Source organism: Ruegeria intermedia (assembly GCF_900129345.1).
Classification (GTDB): Bacteria; Pseudomonadota; Alphaproteobacteria; order Rhodobacterales; family Rhodobacteraceae; genus Ruegeria; species Ruegeria intermedia.
Genome location: NZ_FQVK01000009.1, coordinates 76,104 through 95,698 on the forward strand (window position 1 = coordinate 76,104; position 19,595 = coordinate 95,698).

Here is a 19,595-nt window from a genome sequence, read left to right on the forward strand (position 1 = left end):
AAACTGGTCGCATGTTGGAACTGGACGACAGAGATCGCCGCATTCTGGCGCTTTTGCAGAAGAACAGTCGTATGTCGAATGCCGATCTGGCGGATGCCGTCGGCATGTCGGCCTCGGCCCTGTGGCGGCGGGTGCGCGCGCTGGAAGAGGCGGGTGTCATCGAACGCTATGGCGCGGTCGTGAACCCGGCCGCGATGGGGTTGGGATTCGAGGCGATCGTGCATGTGCATCTGACCCGTCACGACCCGGACAGGATCGTGGAATTCATCCGCGCGATCGAGATGTGCAAAGAAGTGCAGGAGTGCTATTCCACCACCGGCCAGGCCGATTACCACCTGCGGGTCCTGTGCCGCGACCTGGCGGCCTACAATGGGTTTCTCGAGAATTTCCTGTTTCGGTTGCCGGCGGTTGCCAGTGCGCAGACGAATGTCGTGCTGCGTCCGGTCAAGCGCAACCGGCCTGTCGAACTGTGATCATCCGGGCACGAACTCGACCCATGCCCAGGCCATGCCGACATAGGTCAGGTTGTGCAGAAACTGATCCAGCCCCGCCGCGCGCCAATAGGCCGCCTGGTTGGGTTGCAACTGTTTCTTGTCGGAATAACTGGCCTTGGCGAAGTCGATGTTGAAGTGGATGATCCATTCCAGCGCCACGATCACCAGAATGAAGGACCACGGGGCGCCGAAGATCACGAACACGATGACCGAGCCGATGACATGCACCAGCGCATGCTGGGCGCGCCCGGCATGGAAATAAACCCCGCGCCCCGACAACATCTTGGGGGTCTGGAGGTAGAAGTCGGCAAACATGTGCTTGACTTGAAGCAACGCAACCAAAAGCAGCACTGTGCCCAATGTGGCAGGCAAATGAACCCTCCCGATATCATCCCCACCGCAGATTAGGTGCAAATTCCCGCGTTCGCAAATGAACTAGTTCACACAAGCCGAATTCGATGCCCGGCACCTGAAACCGTTTGCGTCGCCGATTGCGTATGCTGTATCTTCGGCCTGCTTTGTTCAAACGAACGTTGCCAGTTTCGAGTTTTGGTTCATCAGCAGGGGCAGGCGCCATAGAACGTTCGATTTTCGGGTTTATCTGGAAGTACTCCAAACGCGATCAGCTGATCCTGTTGGCCGTGACGGCGACCCTTTTCCCGCTGCTGTATCTGACGCTGGAACTGCCCAAACGCATCATCAACGATGCGATCGGCGCCTCGAGCGAGGTGGTCGAGGTCTGGGGCTTTGCCCTGGAACAGACGACATTCCTGGTCATCCTGTGTTTTGCCTTTCTGGCCGCCGTTCTGGCGCATGGCCTGATGAAAATGCGCATCAACACCATGAAGGGCGTCCTGAGCGAGCGTATGCTGCGCCGGCTCCGCTATCGGCTGATCCGGCGGGCGCTGCGATTCCCGCAGCCCTATTTCGAACGGGTCAGCCAGGGCGAGCTGGTGTCGATGATCACCGCCGAAAGCGAGCCCATGGGCGGCCTGATGGGAGACGCGATCAGCCAGCCGGTGCTGCAGGCCGGGCAGATGCTGACCATCCTGTCCTTCCTGTTTCTGCAAAGCGTCTGGTTCGGTCTGGCCGCGGTGGCGCTGATCCCGGTGCAGGCCTGGCTGATCCCGCGGCTGCAACGGCAGATCAACCTGCTCAACAAGCGCCGCATTCAACAAGTCCGCGTTCTGGCCGCCCAGATCGGCGAAAACGCGGCCGGCGCGGCCACCCTGCGCCAGAACGGCGGGTGGCGCTATCGCCTGGCGTTGATCTCGGCGCAGCTGGGCCGGTTGTTCGGCATCCGGTTCGAGATCTACCAGAAAAAATTCTTCATGAAGTTCATCAACAACTTCATCACCCAACTGACGCCGTTCATGTTTTACCTGGTGGGCGGTCTGCTGGTGCTGCAGGGGGCGGTATCGTTGGGCGCGCTGGTGGCCGCCCTGGCCGCGTACAAGGACCTGAGTTCGCCCTGGAAGGAACTGCTGACCTACTACAACCAGACCCAGGACATGTCGCTGCGGTGGGAGGTGGTGATCGAACGCTTCGCCCCCCAGGGGATGCTGGATGAAAGGCTGTTCGAGGGCACGCCCGAGGACGTTCCGCGCCTGAAGGGCGACATCGTGCTGGATCAGGTGACGGTGCGCGATCTGGACGGGAACCAGATTCTGGACGATCTGAACCTGACCTTCGGTGCCGGCCGGACCATTGGCATCGCCGCCCCCAGCGAGGAGGACCGCCGCGCGCTGGCCGATCTGCTGACGCGCGAGATCCTGCCCGGATCGGGCAAGGTCACGGTCGCGGGGCGGGACTTGTCGGGCCTGCATCAGGCGGTGATCGCCGCTCGGATCGGACATGCGACCTCGCGCCCGGTGATGTTTCAGGGGACCCTCGGCGACAACGTGATGATGCCGTTGCGGCAGCGACCGTTGACTCCTCCGCCCGACGATCCCGACTTTCAGGAAACGCTGCGCGCCGGCAACAGCCCCGATTCGCTCGACGCCGAATGGCTGGATCCGTCGCTGGCCGGGTTTGAAACCACCCAGGACCTGCGCGAGTGGTGGCTGAAGCTGATCGAGGGGATGGGTTCGGGGCCGACCCTGTTCCAACGCGGGGCCGAGCAGGTGTTCGATCAGGACCTGCACCCCGAACTGGCCGCCCGATTGATCGAACTGCGGCCGGTGGTGCAGGATGCCATTCGGAAGGCCGGTCTTGAACAGCAGGCGCTGCTGTTTGACCGTGCGTCCTACAATTCGGCGCTGCCCGTGGCCGAAAACCTGCTGTTTGCGGTTCCGCGCGTTCCGGTGACCCAGCAGTTGCTGGCGCGGCAGACCGTCTTTCTGGGTCAGTTGCGCGACCTGGGGCTGGACGAGACGCTGGTGGCGCTGACGCGCGACGTGATCGAAATGCTGCGGCAGATCTTCGGGTTGGATGGAACCGACCACCCGCTGTTCCGGAAACTGGGGCTCGAGGCCGCGACCTATGAGGCGGCGGTCGAACTGGTCGAACGCACGCGCGAGAGCGGGGCTGCCGGGCTGGATGACGAACAACTGGCCAGCTTGCTGGCGGTGCCGTTCGTGATCTCGGCCGAGCAGATCGGGCCGGCCTTTTCTGACGAATTGAAGAACCGCATTCTGGAATTGCGCCACAGCCATTCGCACAAGCTGATGGAGCGGTTGAACGACGTGTTTGCGCCGCTGGATCCCGGCCAATTCGCCCCGGGCCTGACGGTGTTGGAGAACGCGCTGTTCGGCAAGGTCAGCCAGATCGGCGGCGCCCGCTCGGACGAGGTGCGCAAACTGGTCGCCGATGTGCTGGCCGAAAACGGCGCGCGCCCGATGGTAATCGAACTGATCTATGACATCCCGGTCGCGCTGGGTGGGCAGAACCTGCCGGCGGCCTTGTCCGAGCCGCTGGCCTTCACCCGCGCCACGATCAAGAAGCCCGACATTCTGATCCTGGAAAACGCGCTGGCCAGCTATGGCATGGAAACCCAGATCGCGGTGTTCCGGAACCTGCGGGCGCTTCTGCCCGACACCACGATCATCTACCTGAACGATCAGTTCCAGAACCCCGACGTGTTCGACATGTATGTCGAAATCCGGCAAGGTCGGGTCGTGTCAGATCAAGGTGCATCCGAATCCGAAGGCGAAGGCGCGGCCTCGGCGGATCTGGTCCGCAAGCTGCGCGCGCTGGAACAGACGCCGTTGTTTTCCGGGTTGGATCGGCGGCAGCTGCGCCTGCTGGCCTTCGGGGCGCAATGGTATCGCGCCAGCGCCGGAGAGGTCGTGTTTCTGAAGGACGATCAGCCTACCGACGGGGCCTATATGATCATCGAGGGCGAGGCGGGCTTGTACCTGCCGCAAGAGGGCGGCCCCGGCCAATTGGTGACCCGCGTCGGGCCGGGCACTCTGGTCGGCGAACTGGGGTTGATCCGCAAGGAACCCCGCGCGCTGAGCATGGTGGCCGAAACCGATCTGACCTGTCTGCGCATCGGCGAAGAAGAGTTCCTGGCCGTGGTCGAAAACGACGCTGCGACGGCGTTCAAGTTGATGCAGGTGATCGCGGGGTATGTCTCGCGCTGATCCCGGTCAGCTTTGCGGCTTGCAGTACAGCGAATACAGCAGATCGATGACCTGCGAAGTGTTTCCGTCTGCAAGTGAATAAAAGACCGTCTTGCCCTGACGTCGTGTCGATACCAGCCCTTCGGCCCGCAGCCGCGCCAACATCTGGCTGACCGCGGCCTGCCGCAGATTCAGCAGTTTTTCCAGCTCTCCCACCGATTTTTCGCCGGCGCTCAGGTGGCACAGGATCATAAGCCGCCCTTCATGGGCCAGGGTCTTGAGGAACGCGGCGGCCTGAGTCGCGCTTGCGGCCATGTCCGAGGCCGGTTCGGCGGGCTGAAATGTTCGGTCTGTTTCTGGACGGGTCACGATACACCTTGCAGCGCTGAAGATCGGGCCGGGCCTGTATGCACCAAGCCGCCCGGCCTTGTCACCCCTCGGTTGCCGGGGCGCCGCCCTGGAAAGCATTGCCGTTGACATAATCGCAGGGGTCTTCCTGCATCTGCAGGTGCAGGCCGTCGCCGGAATAGGGGTGTGCACGGGCCAGTTCCTCGTCGACCTCGATGCCCAGGCCGGGGGCGTAAGGCGGCTCGACAAAGCCGTTCTCGACCCGGATCGAGCCCTTGATCAGCCGGTCATGAAACGGCGTTTCGATGGTCTCGAGCAGCAGCAGGTTGGGGATCGAAGTCGCGAGATGGACGTTGGCGGCCCATTCCACCGGCCCGGCATAGAGATGCGGCGCCATCTGCGCGTTGAAGACCTCGGCCATGGCGGCGACCTTCTTCATCTCCCAGATCCCACCGGCCCGACCCAAGGCGGGCTGCAGGATCTCGGCCGCACCGGCGCGCAGAACCGCGCCGAATTCGGCCTTGGTGGTCATCCGCTCGCCCGTGGCCACGGGGATGCGGACATTGCGGGCGACGCGGGCCATGTCCTCGATCATGTCCGGGGGGGTAGGCTCTTCGAACCACAGCGGCGAGAAAGGCTCGATTGCCTGCCCAAGGCGGATGGCGCCCGCGGTGTTGAACTGGCCATGGGTGCCGAACAGCAGGTCGGCCTTGTCGCCCACGGCGTCACGGATCGCCTTGCAGAAGGCCACCGACATCGAGATGTCGGACATGGCGGGCATATGCCCGCCGCGCATCGTGTAGGGGCCGGCCGGGTCGAACTTGACCGCGGTAAAGCCGCGCCGGACCATTTCGGCGGCGCTTTCCCCGGCCTGTTCGGGCGAGGTCCAGAAATCGGTCAGATTGTGCTGGGGCAGCGGGTACAGATAGGTGTAGGCGCGGATGCGGTCGTTCATCCGGCCGCCGATCAGAGCGTATACCGGGCGGTCCCGGTCCTTGCCCAGAATGTCCCAACACGCGATTTCCAGCCCCGAGAATGCGCCCATCACGGTCAGGTCGGGGCGCTGGGTGAAGCCGCTGGAATAGGCGCGACGGAACATCAGCTCGATATTCTCGGGGTTTTCGCCGGCCATGTGGCGGTCGAACACGTCACGGATGACGTGTTTCATCGCCTCGGGACCGACCGAAGAGGCATAACATTCGCCCCAGCCCGTGATGCCGGTATCGGTGGTGAGTTTCACCAGAATCCAATAGCGCCCGCCCCAGCCCGGCGCGGGCGGGGCGGTCACGATTATGTCGAGATCCTGCAGTTTCATCCGGTCTCCTCCCGCCGGTGGTCCGGAGCCGTCAGCCCCGGTCGAAAACGATGACGTTGCGCTTGGCCGACCCGGTCTTGGTGTCCTCGATGGCCTCGTTGATCTGTTCCAGCGTCCAGCGCCCCGAGATCAGCTCGTCCAGCTTCAGTCGCCCCTGTTCGTACAGGTCGATCATCCATGGAATGTCGCGCTGGATCACCACGTCGCCCATCTTTGACCCGACCATGCCCTGACCCAAAGCCGCCAGAATGACCGGCTCATAGCTGGATTGCGCGCCGGAATGCGGCATGCCGATCATCACCGCCTTGCCACCGCGACCCAGATAGCGGGGCGCCTGATCATAGGCGGGGATCGCACCGACGGTGATCAGAGCCGCATCGGCCCCGCGACCGCCCAGCGCCTTGTAGGCCGCCTTCCACGGTTCTTTCAGCGTGGCCAGAACCCCATGCGTGGCACCGAATTCCTTGGCGATTTCCAGCTTTTCCTCGGTCATGTCCACGGCCACGATCCGCCGGGCCCCGGCCAGCCGCGCGCCCTGGATGGCGTTCAGGCCCACCCCGCCGGCGCCGATGACCACAACATCCTGACCCGGGCGCAACTGCGCGGCGTTGACCGCTGCGCCCACGCCGGTGATCACCCCGCAGGACAGCAGGCTGGCCACGTCCTTGGGCATCGTGTCGGGAAGCTTGACGATCTGGCGGTGGCTGACCACCACCTTTTCGGCAAAGGCACCACAGGCCATCGCCTGTTCCAGCGGCCCGCCATCCGCCGTGCGCAGCGGGCCCTTGACCGTGTCATAGGGCGTTTCGCAGATCACCGGCTTGCCGCTGGCGCAGGAAGGGCAGGACCCGCAGGCGCGGATCAGGGTCACCACGACCGCATCGCCCACCTTGAACCCTCCACTCGCTTCTCCGACGGCCGAGACCACACCGGCGGCCTCGTGCCCGTAGACGGCGGGCAGAAAGCCGCCCCAGGCACCGCTGGCATAGGTGATGTCGGAGTGGCAGATCGCCACCGCATCCAGCGTGACCTCGACCTCGCTCATGCCGGGCGGTGCGATCTGGATGTCTTCGATGACAAGCGGTTCGTTGAAGGCGCGGCATACGGCGGCTTTGATGGTCTGCATGGATCCCTCGTTTGGTTTGGGCCACGGTGGCGTTTGAAGCCGTGGGCTGCAAGACGGAAAACGTCATTCCCATGTCGTTGTTACGTATCGGAAGCCCTTGCGCGCAAAAACAACGCGAACCCGGCCAGCATCAGGCCCATCGCCAGCAGGAACGGCGCCCCCGGCAGATAGAGCGCGGCATCGGACCGGGCGAATTGCGCGAACACCGCCGTCATGACCAGTGGAGAAAGGATCATCGACAGCGCGTGCAGGGCGGCCAGCACGCCTTGCAACTCGCCTTGTTGCGAATCCGGCGTGGCGCGCGACATCTGCGCCTGCAGCGCCGGGGTGACCATTGCGCCCAAGGCCGTGATCGGGATCAGTATCAGGGCGATGATGCCATTGGTCAGAAAACCCAGCAGCAGAAAGCTGACGATCTCGAACACCATGCCCAGCAGGATCGTCCTGCGCTCGCCCAGATACCGGGTGGCCGGGCGGATCAGCCCGCCCTGAACGGCAGCCATGCCCAGCCCGTAGACGGCCAGAGACAGCCCGATCATCTGGGTCGACCAGCCGAACCGTTCGACCGTGAAATAAGACCAGATGGCCGGATAGACATAGATCGACACCGAATACAGGAAATAGACCCACAGCAGCGGCCGGATACCGGGCAGGCCGGCGATCGCGCGCAGGGCGCTGTCGGGGCGGGCGCGACGCCACTGAAACGGGCGGCGGTTTCTGTCGGTCACCGTTTCCGGCATGACCAGCAACCCAAGGCAGAAATTCAGCACCGACAGCCCCGCGGCGGCCCAGAATGGCGCGCGTGTGCCATATTCGCCCAGCAGCCCGCCCATCAGCGGCCCCAGCACGAAGCCGACCCCGAACGCCGCGCCCAACAGCCCGAAATTGGCCGCCTTTTCCTGGGGTTTCGACACGTCCGCAATGAAAGCCGCGGCAGTGGAATGCGTGGCCGCCGTGATGCCGCCCAGAATGCGCCCGGCCAGCAGCAGCCAGATGCTGCCCGCAATCGCCATCACCACATAGTCCAGTGCCATCATCAGCAGCGACACCAGCAGAACGACCCGGCGCCCATAGGCATCGGACAGATTTCCCAGAACCGGACCGAACAGGAATTGCATGGCCGCGAAGGCGGTGCTGAGGATGCCGCCCCAGATGGCGGCCGAGGCCAGAGACCCGCCCTGCACCTCGACGATCAGCTGCGGCATGATCGGCATGATCAGACCGATGCCCATTGCATCGATCATCACGGTTCCGAACGCAAAAAGAAATGGAAGCCGCATGCCTGTGCCAATCGTTGTTTTTCGGGCCGAGCCTAGTGAGGCCATGCCGGTCTGGAAACCCGCTCGGGCGGGTTTCCGGCGGCAAACGGCGTGTGACGTACGGTCATTTCACGGGCGCTGGAGCCGGGCGGCCAATTCGCTCAGTTGCTGTGCAAGATGTCCGGGTCGCGAAAAGAAGGGCGAGTGTGAACTGTCGATGGAAAGGCGCAGATCCGGTGGTGCGATCCGGCTCATGTCCTCTTGGTATTCCGGTGGAATGGTCCGATCGTCGGTGGCGCGGATATAGGCCTTGGGAACGCGGGCAAACCCGCCGTTCAGGTCCAATGGCGTGTCCTGGGGGCGGATGGCCTGAGGGCACAACCGCGCAAGGGCATAGCGCACCGTTTCGGGCGCGCAGTCATGATAGAAGATGCCCTGCACCCGTTCCGGCAGGACGGTGTAGGACAGGCCATCGGCCGATTTTTCAACGGCATCCGCAATGAGTTGCCGCGGAGACTGCCGGCGCATGTCGATCATCGAAAAGCCGGGCCGGGGCACGTAGGCACACAGATATATCAACGCCCGCATCCGGTCGGGCGCATGGTCGGCTGCCGCGCTGATCGGATAACCACCCCAGGAATGCCCGACCAGGATGGTGTCGGGCGTGGACGCCGCAAGCACCGCGTCGCGGCAACCCTCAAGGGTGACGGCCGATACCGGCGTCGGGTCCGCGCCGTGGCTGGGCAGGTCGATGGCGCGCGCGCCGTGTCCCAGCGCCCTGAGTTCGGGGATCAGGTCGCGCCAGCACCAAGCGCCGTGGCATGACCCGTGGATCAACAGAAACTTCGCCACCGGAGCCTCCTTCTCAGACGTGCCCGGTTTCGGCCAGAAAATTCGACAGCAGCGCCGCGTAGTCGCCGGGCCGTTCGACGCAGGGCAGGTGCCCGGCCTTGCGGATCAACTCGAACCGCGAGCCGGGGATCAGATCGACCGTTTCTCGCACAAGGTCCGGGGGTGTCGATCCGTCCTCGGACCCGGCGATGCCCAGGGTCGGCAGGCGCAGCCCGCTGGTGGGCGTGTAGAAATCGGTTCCCGATATCGCGGCGCAACAGCCCAGATATCCGTCGAGTGGCTGCCGAACCATCATGTTGCGCCACAGGTGGACGTCCGGCGAGGACCGGAACGCCTTGGAGAACCACCGCTCCATCGTCGCGTCGGCCAGGGCTTCGATCCCGCCTTTGCGCGCGGCCGCGATCCGGTCGGCCCAGATTGCCGGCGTGCCGATCTTGGCTGCCGTGTTCGACAGCACCATCGCCCGGATCTGGTCCATCCGTTTCACGGCCAGTCCCTGAGCGATCATGCCACCGATGGACAGCCCGACGAAGACGCAGTCGCGGACCTGAAGGTGATCCAGCAACCGCTCGGCATCGCGCACCAATGCGCCCATCGAATAGGGGCCGGGCGGCTGCGAAGACAATCCATGCCCGCGCTTGTCATAGCGGATGATGCGCAGACCATCGGGCAGCAGCGGCAGGATCGGGTCCCACAGGCGCATGTCGGTCCCCAGCGAGTTTGCAAAGACGACGGGCGCCCCTTTGGGGTCTCCGTCCTCGTGATAGTGCAGCTTGACCTCTCCGAAATCCGCGATGTGCATCTGGGCGACCTTTTATTGGGTTTCTGCAGCGTTTGCCGCACCTTATGGCATTTGGCCTGACCGCCTGTCAGGTCAGGAATTCCAACGCCTTGGCAAAGACCTGCGGATCGACATTCCCGCCCGAGGCCACGACGATCACCGCATCGCCCGCGATCTCGTCCTTTCGGAACAGCGCCGCCGCCAGAGACACTGCGCCGCCGGGTTCCAGCACGATCTTCAGGCGCAGAAAGGCCTGGGCCATCGCCTGCAGCGCTTCGGCCTCGGACACCGCCAGACCGGGCCCGCACAGGCGGTTGAGGATGGGAAAGGTGATCTCGCCGGGTTGCGGCGTCAGGATCGCGTCGCAGATATTGCCGGCGGTGGCCGCATTCGCCTGAATGCAGCCTGCGGCCAGCGAGCGTTTCACATCGTCGAACCCCTCGGGCTCGCAAGGGCGGGCGCGCAGGCCGGACGCGTGCCGGTCCAGCGCCAGGGCCACGCCTGCGGTCAGCCCCCCGCCGCCGCAGCACACCAGAACATCGGCGGTCTCGACCCCCAGATCGCGGGCCTGCTGCGCCAGTTCCAGGCCGACGGTGCCTTGCCCGGCGATCACCTGCGGTTCGTCATAGGGGCGGATCAGGGTCAGGCCGCGCTCGGCGGCCAGTGCCTCGCCGATGTCCTCGCGGCTTTCGGAGGCACGGTCATACAGCACCACCTCGGCCCCCAGCGCACGGGTGTTCTCGATCTTCAGCCGGGGCGCGTCCGAGGGCATCACGATGACCGACCGGGTGCCATGCAGCGTTGCCGCGTGTGCCACCCCCTGCGCGTGATTGCCCGAGGAATAGGCGATCACGCCGCGTTTGCGGGCCGCGTCGTCCAGCGCGGAAATGGCCGACCAGGCCCCGCGAAACTTGAAGCTGCCGGTGTGCTGCAGGCATTCCGGTTTCACCAGCACCCGGCGCCCCGCGATCTGGTCCAGAAAGGGCGAAGTCAGCAGAGGCGTCCTGCGCACATGGCCGGACAGATGGTCGGCGGCGGCTTCGATCAGGTCAATGGTGCTCATGCCAGTTCCAATGTCTTGCGGATGATGTCGAGGGATTGCGGCTCGTCCAGAAACGGGACATGGCCGCGATCGGGCACGTCGCCCGTGATCAGGCCGGGATGGCGCGCGCGCATGGCATCGACCGTTTCGCGGCTCAGAAGGTCCGAGTTGGCGCCGCGGATCACGCCGGTGGGGGTGTCGTGCAAGGCGTCGAACAGGGGCCACAGGTCCGGGGTTTCGCCGGTTTCGATCTGTTCCAGCAGGGCGGTGCGCAGGGCCGGGTCATAGCGCAGGGCCAAACCATCGGCCGTTTCCTCGTACTGGAACGCGGCCTGTTTGCGCCAGACCGCAAGCGGAACGCCGGGGAATTGCGGCTCCATCATCTGTTTCAGGACCGCAGCCGCCTGATCGAGCGTTTTCGACACCGGCTTGCGGCCCACATAGTCGATGATCCGGGCGATGCCCTGCGGTTCGATCACCGGGCCGACATCGTTCAGGATCACGGCGGCCAGACGGTCGGGATGGGTGGCGGCCAGCGTCATGGCGATCAGCCCGCCGCGCGAGGTGCCCAGGATGCTGACCCGGTCGAGTCCCAGATGGTCCAACAACGCGACCACGTCCTGCGCCTCTTGCGCGACGGTATAGTTGCGGTAGTCGGGGTCGTGGTCCGATTGCCCCCGGCCGCGGTAATCCAGCGCGATCATGCGCAGATCGGCGACATGCGGTGCCAGGAACGAGAAATCGAGACTGTTGCGGGTCAGCCCGGCCAGGCACAGCAGCGGCTGCCCCTGGCCGGTGTCCGCGTAGTAAAGGTTCAGGCCATCGGCAGTCGTGAAACGCGGCATCACAAGCCCGCCAGTTCGGGGATGCGCGTCAGATCGGACAGCACATGCGCCGGTGTCCAGGGCAGCCGGTCCATCGGTTCGCCGGCGCGGTTCACCCAGGCCGTGACGAAGCCGTATCCGCTGGCGCCGGCGGCGTCCCAGCCGTTCGAGCTGACGAACAGCACCTCGGACCGGTCGCAGCCGAACCGCTCGGCGACCAGATCATAGACCCTGGCATGGGGTTTGAACACGCCGACGCTTTCGACCGACAGCACATCGTCCAGCAACGCGCCGATGCCCGCCGACCGGACGGCGGCGTCAAGCATCGGTGGCGAGCCGTTCGACAGGATCGCGGTCTGCATTCCGCCGGATTTCAGGGCCTTCAGCATCGCGGGCACTTCGGGGTAGGCCTGAAGCTCCCAATACAGATCCAGCAGGCGCTGGCGCAGGTTCGGGTCGCCCTGCAGACCGGTCGCCTCGAGCGCCCAGTCCAGCCCGTCCTGCGTGACGTCCCAGAAATCGGCATGGGCGTCGGCGACGGCGCGCAGCCATGTGTATTGCAACTGTTTCAGGCGCCAGTGATTGGCAAGCGCGGGCCATTTGGCCTGCAACGCTTCAAAGCCGGGCTCGGCCGCCGCCTGCCGCGCCGCGGCGGCCACGTCGAACAGGGTGCCGTATGCGTCGAAAACGCAGGTCTTGATTGCCATGTGATCCTCCGCCGTGGTTGCGCGCAGGTTTGCACAACCGCTCAAGTGGGAAAAGCGCAAAAGGGTTTACAACGGCGCGGCAGGCTCTAGGTTGGGCGGCTCTTTCTACTTCAAGGCCGGAGGCCACCATGACCGCAATCAAACAAGGCGACACCGTTCGCATTCACTACACCGGCACTTTGCAGGACGGCAAAGTCTTCGACAGCTCGGAAGGGCGCGAGCCGCTGGAATTCGCGGTCGGGTCCGGCCAGATCATTCCGGGGCTGGATTCGGCCCTGCCGGGGATGGAAGTCGGCGACAAGAAGCGGGTCGAAGTGGCGTGCGAAGACGCCTATGGCCCGGTGAACCCGGCGATGCGTCAGGACATCCCGCGCGAAGGCATTCCGGCCGACATTCCGCTGGACCCGGGCACCCAGTTGCAGATGCAGACCCCGGACGGACAAGCCTTGCCGGTCACCGTGGTCGAGGCCACCGACACCACCGTCACGCTGGATGCCAACCATCCGCTGGCCGGGCAGGACCTGACCTTCGACATCGAGGTCGTTTCGGTCAACTGATCGATCCGGGCTTAGAACCCGGGTACCAGATCCAACAGCGACCCAACCGCAGACCGCAGCTGCGGTTGGGTATAGAACACCCACAGGATCAACAGTGTCGTGAGGGTCAGCAGCAGTTTGCGCGCACGCTCGCCGAGGAACCCATCCTTTCGACGGGTCTGTTGCGCGCGTGGGCTGCTGGCGATTATCCGGTCAAGTTTGCTCATGTGCCGAAACCTGCCGCCGAAAATTGGTCAAAACTTGGCGGCGGCAGGGAAAGATCGAGTCACATGAAATCGGGCTGCGGCATGCCCAGAACGTGGAACCCGCCATCGACGCGGATGATCTCGCCGCTGGTGCAGGCGCCGGCATCCGACGCCAGGTAGACGGCGGTGCCGCCCACGGCTTCGAGCGTGGCGTTCGAGCGCAGCGGCGCGTTCTGGTCGCAGAACTTGTAGGTCTTGCGCGCACCACCGATGGCCGCCCCGGCCAGCGTCTTCATCGGGCCGGGCGAGATCGCGTTGACCCGAATGCCGTCCGGGCCCAGGTCGTTGGCCAGATAGCGGGTCGCCGATTCCAGCGCCGCCTTGGCCACGCCCATCACGTTGTAGTTGGGAACCACCCGATTCGACCCCTGATAGGTCAGGGTCAGCAGGGTGCCGCCATTGTCCTTCATCATCGGATAGGCGCGACGCGCGACTTCGATTAAGGAATAGGCCGACACATCCAGCGAGTGCTTGAAATTGGCCCGCGTCGTGTTCAGGAACCGGCCGGTCAGTTCGGTCTTGTCCGAATAGGCGATGGCGTGGACCAGAAAGTCGATCGTCGGCCAGCGCGCGGACAGTTCGCCAAAGGCCCGGTCCAGCGAGGCGTCGTCGGTCACGTCGGCATCGACCATGAAGTCGCTGCCCAGGCTTTGCGCCAGCGGTTCAAGCCGCTTGCCGAAGGCTTCGCCCTGATAGGTGAAGGCCAGTTCGGCCCCGGCCTCGTGCATGGCCTTGGCGATGCCCCAGGCGATCGAGCGGTCATTGGCCACGCCCATGATCAGGCCGCGTTTTCCCTTCAGACAGTTCGACATGTCGATCACCCGTTATACTTGGACAGAATCATGGAGCCATTCGTGCCGCCAAAGCCGAAGCTGTTGGTCATGACACTGTCCAAACCTGCGTTTTCAACCACTTGCGTGGCAATTTCGCCGGGCTGAATGCCTTCGGCCAATGTGTCGACGTTGATCGACGGTGCAATGAAATCATGTTCCAGCATCAGCAGGCTGAAGATCGCCTCGAGCGCGCCCGCCGCGCCCTGCGCATGGCCGGTCATCGACTTGGTCGATGAAATCGGCGGCACGCTGCCCTCGCCGAAAATGCGGCGCACGGCCTCGACTTCGCCCACGTCTCCGACCGGGGTCGAGGTGCCGTGCGCGTTGATATACGAAACCTTCCGGCCTTCGGGCAGGGTCTGCAGGGCCAGGCGCATGGCCCGCTCTCCGCCTTCGCCCGACGGGGCGACCATGTCATGGCCGTCGGACGTCGCGGCAAAGCCGGTCACCTCGGCATAGATCCTGGCGCCGCGCGCCAGTGCGTGGTCCAGATCTTCCAGCACGACGATGCCTCCGCCGCCGGAAATGACAAAGCCGTCACGGTCCTGATCGAACGCGCGCGAGGCTTTCTGGGGCGTGTCGTTGTACTTGGACGACATCGCGCCCATCGCGTCGAACAGGCAGGACAGGGTCCAGTCCAGCTCCTCGCCGCCGCCGGCGAACATCACGTCCTGCTTGCCCATCATGATCTGCTCGGCTGCATTGCCGATGCAGTGCAGCGAGGTCGAGCAGGCCGAGGTGATCGAATAGTTGATGCCCTTGATCTTGAAGGCGGTGGCCAGGTTTGCCGAGATGGTCGAGCACATGCATTTCGGCACGGCGAACGGGCCGATCCGCTTGGTCGCACCGGTCTTCAGAACGGTCTGATGCGCCGTCAGCATGGCGCTGGTCGACGGTCCGCCCGACCCGGCGACAAGGCCGGTGCGCGGGTTCACGACCTGGTCTTCGGCCAGGCCGGCATCGGCGATCGCCTGGCTCATCGCGATATGCGCATAGGCGGCGCCGGGGCCCATGAAGCGCAGGGCCCGCTTGTCGACATGTTCGGCCACGTCGATCTTGAGCGATCCGGCGACCTGACTGCGAAAGCCGTGTTCGGCCATCTGCGCGTTGGCCTCGATGCCCGACTTGCCAGCCTTGAGCGAGGCAAGAACTTCCTCGGCATTGTTCCCGATCGAGGACACGATCCCCAATCCGGTGACGACGACGCGACGCATAAGCGTACTCCTGTGTTCCGTTCCCTGTCGATTGCCGTCAGCTGGGGTCAGCTTTCGGACAATGCAACCTTCATGTCCTTGACCTGATAGATGACTTCGCCATCCGCCTCGACCCGGCCATCGGCCACTCCCATGGTCAGGCGGCGGGTCTGCACGGCCTTGGTGAAATCGACGTAGTAGGTCAGCATCTTGCGGTCGGGGCGCACCATGCCGGTCAGCTTGACCTCGCCCACGCCCAGCGCATAGCCACGACCCTGCCAGCCCCGCCAGCCCAGGTTGAACCCGGTCAGCTGCCACAGGCCATCCAGGCCCAGACAGCCGGGCATGATCGGGTTGCCGGGGAAGTGGCATTCAAAGAACCACAGGTCGGGGGTGATGTCGAATTCGGCAACCACATGGCCCTTGCCGTGCGCGCCCCCGTCGGCCGAGATCTCGGTGATCCGGTCCATCATCAGCATCGGCGGAGCGGGCAGCTGGGCGTTGCCGGGGCCGAACAATTCGCCGCGGGCGCATTTCAGCAGATCGTCCTTGTCAAAGCTGCTAGGGAATTGGGCCATTCTGCCGCGTCTCCTGCCTGGGGTCAGTTGGTTCAATCTGGCCTCGTCTAGCACCCGTTTGCAAGGTCCTGCAAGAGCGCCCGAACACATCGGGCGGATGGGGGTGGTCGGATTGCGAATGAATTTCAATTGAAATTGCCGACGGACGGCACTTATATATTGGATCAGACAATCGGATTGCGAATTCATGACGGATCAAAGCCGGGACATTGCGACGAACTGGTTGGTGCACGCCGGGCTGCGCCCGACGCGTCAACGGGTTGCCTTGGCCGAACTGCTTGTCGGAGACGGGCAGCACCGCCATGTCACGGCCGAAAGCCTGTTCGAGTCGGCCAAGAAGAGGGGCGATTCCGTTTCCCTGGCCACCGTCTACAACACGCTGCGCGCCTTCTGCGATGCGGGTGTGCTGCAAGAGATCACGGTGGACGGGTCCAGAAGCTATTTCGACACCAACACCCATGACCACCCCCATTTCTTCTGGGAAGACGAGGGCCGGCTGAGCGATGCGCCCTCGGACCAGTTGGTGATCCAACGTCTGCCCAAGGCGCCCGAAGGGGTCGAGATCGCATCCGTCGATGTGGTCATCCGTCTGCGCAAGAAAGCCTGAAGAGCCCGGCTGCTTCGTCCTTGGCGGCTGCGGCATTGCATCCCGGAACTTTCAGTTGAACCGAGCCGTCGATCATGCACAGATCGCCGCGCACGTCAGCCGGAGTTCACAATGCCACACCCCCTTGTCACCCCTCAGATGATCGACGCCTTTCAGAAGGACGGCGTGGTTCTTGTCAAAGGCCTGTTCGCCGACCACGTCCAATCCCTGCGTGATGGGGTGGCCCTGAACATGGAGCAGCCCGGCCCCTATGCCTCGGAAAACAGAAAAGAGGGTGAGACGGGCCGGTTCTTCGACGATTACTGCAACTGGTCGCGCATTCCGCAGTTTCAGGAGGTCATCCAGTCCTCGCCCCTGGCCGAGGTCGCTGCCGACCTGATGCAGTCCGAAACCGTGCAGATGTTCCACGACCATGTGCTGGTGAAAGAGCCGGGCACCTCGATGGCCACGCCGTGGCATCAGGATGGGCCCTACTATTTCGTCGAGGGGCGGCAGACGATCAGTTTCTGGTCGCCGCTGGATCCGGTGCGCGAGGCCACGCTGCGGTGCGTCGCCGGCTCGCATCTGTGGGAAAAAGAGGTTCTGCCGACGCGCTGGGTTTCGGAGGAGGGGTTTTTCCCCGACGAAGGCCAGTACATCCCGGTGCCCGACCCCGAGGCCGAAGGCATGCGGATCGTCGAGTTCGAGATGGAGCCGGGCGACGCGGTCGCCTTTCATTTCCGCACCCTGCACGGCGCGCGGGGCAACCGCTCGGACCGGCGTCGGCGGGCGTTTTCGGTGCGTCTGGTGGGCGATGACGCGCGCTATGTCGCGCGTCCGGGGCGGACCTCGCCACCTTTTCCGGGACATGACATGCGGCCGGGGCAGCGCCTGCGCGAGGACTGGTTTCCGATCCTGCTGAGGCGCTGAAGGCGCGGCTTCAGAACCACTGGCCCGGCTCGATCAGGCCCAGTTCGAGCAGTTGGTTGGAATTCCACTGGAACGGAACCGAGTTGGGCCAGCGAAAGCTGGTGATCGGGCCGCCCGGCCCGGACGTGCTGCACAGCGCCTTGGCCGCGCGGAACGAACAGATGGCCGCGGTCAGGTTATGGTGCCAGGGGCAGGCATAGGTGTTGTGTTCGGGCTCGTTGAAGCTGTGATCGGGCAGAAGTGTCAGCCCTTTGCGGGTCTTGAACAGGCCGATGCGGTCGATGCGTCGCCGCTCGTAGGGGATGCGGTCCTCGAACCGCCAGCGCAGCCCGCCCGACATGTCCAGCTGGCGTTCCAGCGGGGTGCCGTCCCGGTCGTGCCGGCTGTGGGCGTAGTATCCGGTGCTGTCCAGCATGGCGTGATCGGGGGCGACCCCGTTGGGATGTGCGTTCAGGTCGTCGGCATAGATGTCGATGACATGGCACAGCATCGCATCGCGGCGTTCTTCGGCGTGAAAGGTCAGCATCTCGCCGATCGAGCGCGTTTCGCAGAAGGGAAAGAACAGGTATTCCGAGTTGTAGCAGTAATACATCCAGATCGACGGCGCCGCGCGGATGATGCGGTTGATGGCGTCAAAGACCGCTTCGCGCGGGGTGCAGCGCATGGACACCCGGTGGACGCGCTGGGCAAGGTCGGGGGCCATCGCGAAATCCGACGGCATGAAGGCGATCACCGATTTGAACCCGAGGTCGAGGTGATGGCGCAGCGTGCCGTCGATTTCCACGTCGTCCTCGGCAAAGATCAGAGCCACCGGCCCCTTGGACAGGGCCGCCCGCCCGGATCCGAGGAAATCATCGAGAGAATCGTGCTGCATCGCCTGTTTGTGTCTGCCTCGCTGGAATTGTCTGCCAAATTCGGGTAATTGCGCCGGCATTGCAAGCGGCGTTCGATGCGTATAGACGACGCCGGTCCAGCGAACGCAAAAGGCCCAGCCCATGTCCGAACCGAAAAAGCTGTATATCAAGACCTATGGCTGTCAGATGAACGTCTATGACAGCGAACGCATGTCCGAGGCATTGGGCGGGCAGGGCTATGTGGAAACGCAGTCGCCCGAAGATGCGGACATGATCCTGCTGAACACCTGTCACATCCGCGAAAAGGCGGCCGAAAAGGTGTATTCCGAACTGGGCCGCTTCAAGGGGTTGAAGGCCGAAAAGCCCGATCTGAAGATCGGCGTGGCGGGCTGTGTTGCGCAGGCCGAGGGCGAAGAGATCATGCGCCGGCAGCCGCTGGTCGATCTGGTCGTCGGGCCGCAAAGCTACCACCGCCTGCCCGAACTGGAAGCCAAGGCGCGTGCGGGCGAAAAGGCGCTGGATACCGATTTCCCCGAAGAGGACAAGTTCGAGAAGCTCAAGAACCGACCCAAGGCCAAGCGCGGCCCGACGGCGTTTCTGACCGTGCAGGAAGGCTGTGACAAGTTCTGCGCCTTCTGCGTCGTGCCCTATACCCGCGGGGCCGAGGTCAGCCGGCCCGCCGACCGTATCCTGCGTGAGGCGCAGGACCTGGTCGAACGTGGCGTGCGCGAGATCACGCTGCTGGGCCAGAACGTCAACGCCTATCACGGGGCAGGTCCGAACGGTGACATGACCCTGGCCGGGCTGATCTGGGAATTGAACAAGATCGACGGGCTGGAACGCATCCGCTTCACCACATCGCATCCCAACGACATGACCGACGACCTGATCGAGGCGCATGGCACCTGCGAAAAGCTGATGCCCTATCTGCACCTGCCGGTGCAGTCCGGTTCGGACAAGATCCTCAAGCGGATGAACCGCAGCCACACCGCCGAAAGCTATCTGCATCTGATCGAGCGGATCCGGGAAGCGCGCCCCGATATCCTGATGTCGGGCGATTTCATCGTGGGCTTTCCCGAAGAGACCGAAGAGGATTTCCAGGCCACGTTGGATCTGGTCGAGCAGGTCCGCTACGGCTATGCGTATTCGTTCAAGTACTCGACCCGGCCGGGCACGCCCGCGGCCGAGCGCCCGCAGGTCGATCCGCAGGAGGCGGACGACCGACTGCAGCGCCTGCAGGCCCTGATCACCCGGCACCAGCGCGAAGTTCAGGATGCCATGGTCGGCCGCACCGTGAACGTCCTGTTCGAGAAACCCGGCCGGCTGCCGGGACAGATGGTCGGAAAATCCGAGTACCTGCACGCGGTGCATGTCAGCGGAGGCGAACTGTCCGCCGGCGATCTCCGGCCGGTTCGGATCACGGCGTCGGGGGCGAACTCGCTTGCGGGCGCGCTGCTCTGATCCGGTGTTGAAAGGTTGCCGCACCCGGGGATTTGACACGCTGTTTC

The 19,595-nt window shown here is 64.2% G+C and carries 21 protein-coding genes; 6 read left to right on the top strand and 15 right to left on the bottom strand.

Annotated elements, in window-relative coordinates; all coding sequences use genetic code 11:
• Positions 1 to 11: 11 nt before the first annotated feature.
• On the top strand, positions 12 to 473 hold the full coding sequence (locus F3H26_RS08465) for an Lrp/AsnC family transcriptional regulator (RefSeq protein WP_149775621.1): 462 nt from the start codon (positions 12 to 14) through the stop codon (positions 471 to 473).
• Here the strand turns inward: F3H26_RS08465 and F3H26_RS08470 are convergent, their stop codons facing one another.
• A complete protein-coding gene (locus tag F3H26_RS08470) occupies positions 474 to 866 on the bottom strand; it encodes a DUF3307 domain-containing protein (protein ID WP_149775622.1) in 393 nt (130 codons plus the stop codon). It lies immediately after the preceding gene.
• A gap of 125 nt (positions 867 to 991) precedes the next feature.
• Here F3H26_RS08470 and F3H26_RS08475 point away from each other — a divergent pair, with 125 nt between their 5' ends.
• Positions 992 to 4,078, top strand: coding sequence for a cyclic nucleotide-binding domain-containing protein (locus tag F3H26_RS08475; RefSeq protein WP_223162465.1), 3,087 nt, complete (start codon positions 992 to 994; stop codon positions 4,076 to 4,078).
• A 6-nt stretch (positions 4,079 to 4,084) separates the two neighbouring features.
• Here the strand turns inward: F3H26_RS08475 and F3H26_RS08480 are convergent, their stop codons facing one another.
• From F3H26_RS08480 to F3H26_RS08520, 9 genes are all read right to left on the bottom strand, one after another.
• Positions 4,085 to 4,372, bottom strand: a complete 288-nt coding sequence (locus F3H26_RS08480) for an ArsR/SmtB family transcription factor (RefSeq protein WP_149775673.1) — start codon at positions 4,370 to 4,372, stop codon at positions 4,085 to 4,087.
• A 115-nt stretch (positions 4,373 to 4,487) separates the two neighbouring features.
• A complete protein-coding gene (locus tag F3H26_RS08485) occupies positions 4,488 to 5,720 on the bottom strand; it encodes a mandelate racemase/muconate lactonizing enzyme family protein (protein WP_149775623.1) in 1,233 nt (410 codons plus the stop codon).
• Between the two features lie 31 nt (positions 5,721 to 5,751).
• Positions 5,752 to 6,846: a Zn-dependent alcohol dehydrogenase gene (locus tag F3H26_RS08490; RefSeq protein ID WP_149775624.1), complete on the bottom strand. Its 1,095-nt coding sequence runs from the start codon at positions 6,844 to 6,846 to the stop codon at positions 5,752 to 5,754.
• An 80-nt stretch (positions 6,847 to 6,926) separates the two neighbouring features.
• The gene (locus F3H26_RS08495) at positions 6,927 to 8,126 is read right to left on the bottom strand and encodes a TCR/Tet family MFS transporter (RefSeq protein WP_149775625.1); all 1,200 of its coding nucleotides are present in this window, start codon (positions 8,124 to 8,126) and stop codon (positions 6,927 to 6,929) included.
• Positions 8,127 to 8,234: 108 nt separating this feature from the next.
• Positions 8,235 to 8,957, bottom strand: a complete 723-nt coding sequence (locus tag F3H26_RS08500) for an alpha/beta fold hydrolase (RefSeq protein WP_149775626.1) — start codon at positions 8,955 to 8,957, stop codon at positions 8,235 to 8,237.
• Positions 8,958 to 8,970: 13 nt separating this feature from the next.
• Positions 8,971 to 9,759, bottom strand: coding sequence for a 3-oxoadipate enol-lactonase (gene pcaD, locus F3H26_RS08505; protein ID WP_149775627.1), 789 nt, complete (start codon positions 9,757 to 9,759; stop codon positions 8,971 to 8,973).
• A gap of 67 nt (positions 9,760 to 9,826) precedes the next feature.
• Positions 9,827 to 10,801, bottom strand: a complete 975-nt coding sequence (locus F3H26_RS08510; RefSeq protein WP_149775628.1) for a threonine ammonia-lyase — start codon at positions 10,799 to 10,801, stop codon at positions 9,827 to 9,829.
• Positions 10,798 to 11,625 carry an alpha/beta fold hydrolase gene (locus F3H26_RS08515; protein WP_149775629.1) on the bottom strand — a complete coding sequence of 276 codons (828 nt, stop codon included), beginning with the start codon at positions 11,623 to 11,625 and terminating at the stop codon, positions 10,798 to 10,800. The genes F3H26_RS08510 and F3H26_RS08515 overlap by 4 nt, the downstream gene beginning before the upstream one ends.
• The gene (locus F3H26_RS08520; RefSeq protein ID WP_149775630.1) at positions 11,625 to 12,311 is read right to left on the bottom strand and encodes a haloacid dehalogenase type II; all 687 of its coding nucleotides are present in this window, start codon (positions 12,309 to 12,311) and stop codon (positions 11,625 to 11,627) included. The genes F3H26_RS08515 and F3H26_RS08520 overlap by 1 nt, the downstream gene beginning before the upstream one ends.
• Before the next feature lie 128 nt (positions 12,312 to 12,439).
• Between F3H26_RS08520 and F3H26_RS08525 the strand changes: the two genes are divergently transcribed.
• Complete coding sequence (locus tag F3H26_RS08525) at positions 12,440 to 12,868, top strand: FKBP-type peptidyl-prolyl cis-trans isomerase (RefSeq protein WP_149775631.1); 429 nt, start codon at positions 12,440 to 12,442, stop codon at positions 12,866 to 12,868.
• A gap of 11 nt (positions 12,869 to 12,879) precedes the next feature.
• Here F3H26_RS08525 and F3H26_RS08530 read toward each other — a convergent pair whose 3' ends face one another.
• Genes F3H26_RS08530 through fabA form a run of 4 tightly spaced genes read right to left on the bottom strand, consistent with a single transcriptional unit; the run spans position 12,880 to position 15,717 of the window.
• Positions 12,880 to 13,074: a hypothetical protein gene (locus F3H26_RS08530; protein WP_149775632.1), complete on the bottom strand. Its 195-nt coding sequence runs from the start codon at positions 13,072 to 13,074 to the stop codon at positions 12,880 to 12,882.
• A 59-nt stretch (positions 13,075 to 13,133) separates the two neighbouring features.
• Positions 13,134 to 13,925 (bottom strand): enoyl-ACP reductase FabI, encoded by a 792-nt coding sequence (locus tag F3H26_RS08535; RefSeq protein ID WP_149775633.1) that lies wholly within the window; start codon positions 13,923 to 13,925, stop codon positions 13,134 to 13,136.
• Between the two features lie 5 nt (positions 13,926 to 13,930).
• Positions 13,931 to 15,160, bottom strand: a complete 1,230-nt coding sequence (gene fabB, locus F3H26_RS08540) for a beta-ketoacyl-ACP synthase I (RefSeq protein ID WP_149775634.1) — start codon at positions 15,158 to 15,160, stop codon at positions 13,931 to 13,933.
• Positions 15,161 to 15,207: 47 nt separating this feature from the next.
• On the bottom strand, positions 15,208 to 15,717 hold the full coding sequence (fabA, locus tag F3H26_RS08545) for a bifunctional 3-hydroxydecanoyl-ACP dehydratase/trans-2-decenoyl-ACP isomerase (protein ID WP_149775635.1): 510 nt from the start codon (positions 15,715 to 15,717) through the stop codon (positions 15,208 to 15,210).
• A gap of 187 nt (positions 15,718 to 15,904) precedes the next feature.
• Here fabA and irrA point away from each other — a divergent pair, with 187 nt between their 5' ends.
• Together irrA and F3H26_RS08555 are read left to right on the top strand one after the other, a co-directional pair.
• Positions 15,905 to 16,324: an iron response transcriptional regulator IrrA gene (irrA, locus tag F3H26_RS08550; protein ID WP_149775636.1), complete on the top strand. Its 420-nt coding sequence runs from the start codon at positions 15,905 to 15,907 to the stop codon at positions 16,322 to 16,324.
• A 111-nt stretch (positions 16,325 to 16,435) separates the two neighbouring features.
• Positions 16,436 to 17,233: a phytanoyl-CoA dioxygenase family protein gene (locus tag F3H26_RS08555; protein ID WP_149775637.1), complete on the top strand. Its 798-nt coding sequence runs from the start codon at positions 16,436 to 16,438 to the stop codon at positions 17,231 to 17,233.
• 10 nt (positions 17,234 to 17,243) lie between these two features.
• Here F3H26_RS08555 and F3H26_RS08560 read toward each other — a convergent pair whose 3' ends face one another.
• A complete protein-coding gene (locus F3H26_RS08560) occupies positions 17,244 to 18,107 on the bottom strand; it encodes a hypothetical protein (protein ID WP_149775638.1) in 864 nt (287 codons plus the stop codon).
• Positions 18,108 to 18,228: 121 nt separating this feature from the next.
• Here F3H26_RS08560 and miaB point away from each other — a divergent pair, with 121 nt between their 5' ends.
• The gene (gene miaB / locus F3H26_RS08565) at positions 18,229 to 19,548 is read left to right on the top strand and encodes a tRNA (N6-isopentenyl adenosine(37)-C2)-methylthiotransferase MiaB (RefSeq protein ID WP_149775639.1); all 1,320 of its coding nucleotides are present in this window, start codon (positions 18,229 to 18,231) and stop codon (positions 19,546 to 19,548) included.
• Positions 19,549 to 19,595: the final 47 nt, after the last annotated feature.

What these genes read in the sequence shown, in the direction of transcription:
- F3H26_RS08520 (WP_149775630.1), bottom strand. Translation starts at nt 12,311, where the DNA reads ATGGCAATCAAGACCTGCGTTTTCGACGCATACGGCACCCTGTTCGAC.
- pcaD (WP_149775627.1), bottom strand. Translation starts at nt 9,759, where the DNA reads ATGCACATCGCGGATTTCGGAGAGGTCAAGCTGCACTATCACGAGGAC.
- miaB (WP_149775639.1), top strand. Translation starts at nt 18,229, where the DNA reads ATGTCCGAACCGAAAAAGCTGTATATCAAGACCTATGGCTGTCAGATG.
- F3H26_RS08475 (WP_223162465.1), top strand. Translation starts at nt 992, where the DNA reads ATGCTGTATCTTCGGCCTGCTTTGTTCAAACGAACGTTGCCAGTTTCG.
- F3H26_RS08555 (WP_149775637.1), top strand. Translation starts at nt 16,436, where the DNA reads ATGCCACACCCCCTTGTCACCCCTCAGATGATCGACGCCTTTCAGAAG.
- F3H26_RS08515 (WP_149775629.1), bottom strand. Translation starts at nt 11,625, where the DNA reads ATGCCGCGTTTCACGACTGCCGATGGCCTGAACCTTTACTACGCGGAC.
- F3H26_RS08480 (WP_149775673.1), bottom strand. Translation starts at nt 4,372, where the DNA reads ATGGCCGCAAGCGCGACTCAGGCCGCCGCGTTCCTCAAGACCCTGGCC.
- F3H26_RS08490 (WP_149775624.1), bottom strand. Translation starts at nt 6,846, where the DNA reads ATGCAGACCATCAAAGCCGCCGTATGCCGCGCCTTCAACGAACCGCTT.
- fabA (WP_149775635.1), bottom strand. Translation starts at nt 15,717, where the DNA reads ATGGCCCAATTCCCTAGCAGCTTTGACAAGGACGATCTGCTGAAATGC.
- F3H26_RS08510 (WP_149775628.1), bottom strand. Translation starts at nt 10,801, where the DNA reads ATGAGCACCATTGACCTGATCGAAGCCGCCGCCGACCATCTGTCCGGC.
- F3H26_RS08495 (WP_149775625.1), bottom strand. Translation starts at nt 8,126, where the DNA reads ATGCGGCTTCCATTTCTTTTTGCGTTCGGAACCGTGATGATCGATGCA.
- irrA (WP_149775636.1), top strand. Translation starts at nt 15,905, where the DNA reads ATGACGGATCAAAGCCGGGACATTGCGACGAACTGGTTGGTGCACGCC.
- F3H26_RS08485 (WP_149775623.1), bottom strand. Translation starts at nt 5,720, where the DNA reads ATGAAACTGCAGGATCTCGACATAATCGTGACCGCCCCGCCCGCGCCG.
- F3H26_RS08530 (WP_149775632.1), bottom strand. Translation starts at nt 13,074, where the DNA reads ATGAGCAAACTTGACCGGATAATCGCCAGCAGCCCACGCGCGCAACAG.
- F3H26_RS08525 (WP_149775631.1), top strand. Translation starts at nt 12,440, where the DNA reads ATGACCGCAATCAAACAAGGCGACACCGTTCGCATTCACTACACCGGC.
- F3H26_RS08535 (WP_149775633.1), bottom strand. Translation starts at nt 13,925, where the DNA reads ATGTCGAACTGTCTGAAGGGAAAACGCGGCCTGATCATGGGCGTGGCC.
- F3H26_RS08465 (WP_149775621.1), top strand. Translation starts at nt 12, where the DNA reads ATGTTGGAACTGGACGACAGAGATCGCCGCATTCTGGCGCTTTTGCAG.
- F3H26_RS08560 (WP_149775638.1), bottom strand. Translation starts at nt 18,107, where the DNA reads ATGCAGCACGATTCTCTCGATGATTTCCTCGGATCCGGGCGGGCGGCC.
- fabB (WP_149775634.1), bottom strand. Translation starts at nt 15,160, where the DNA reads ATGCGTCGCGTCGTCGTCACCGGATTGGGGATCGTGTCCTCGATCGGG.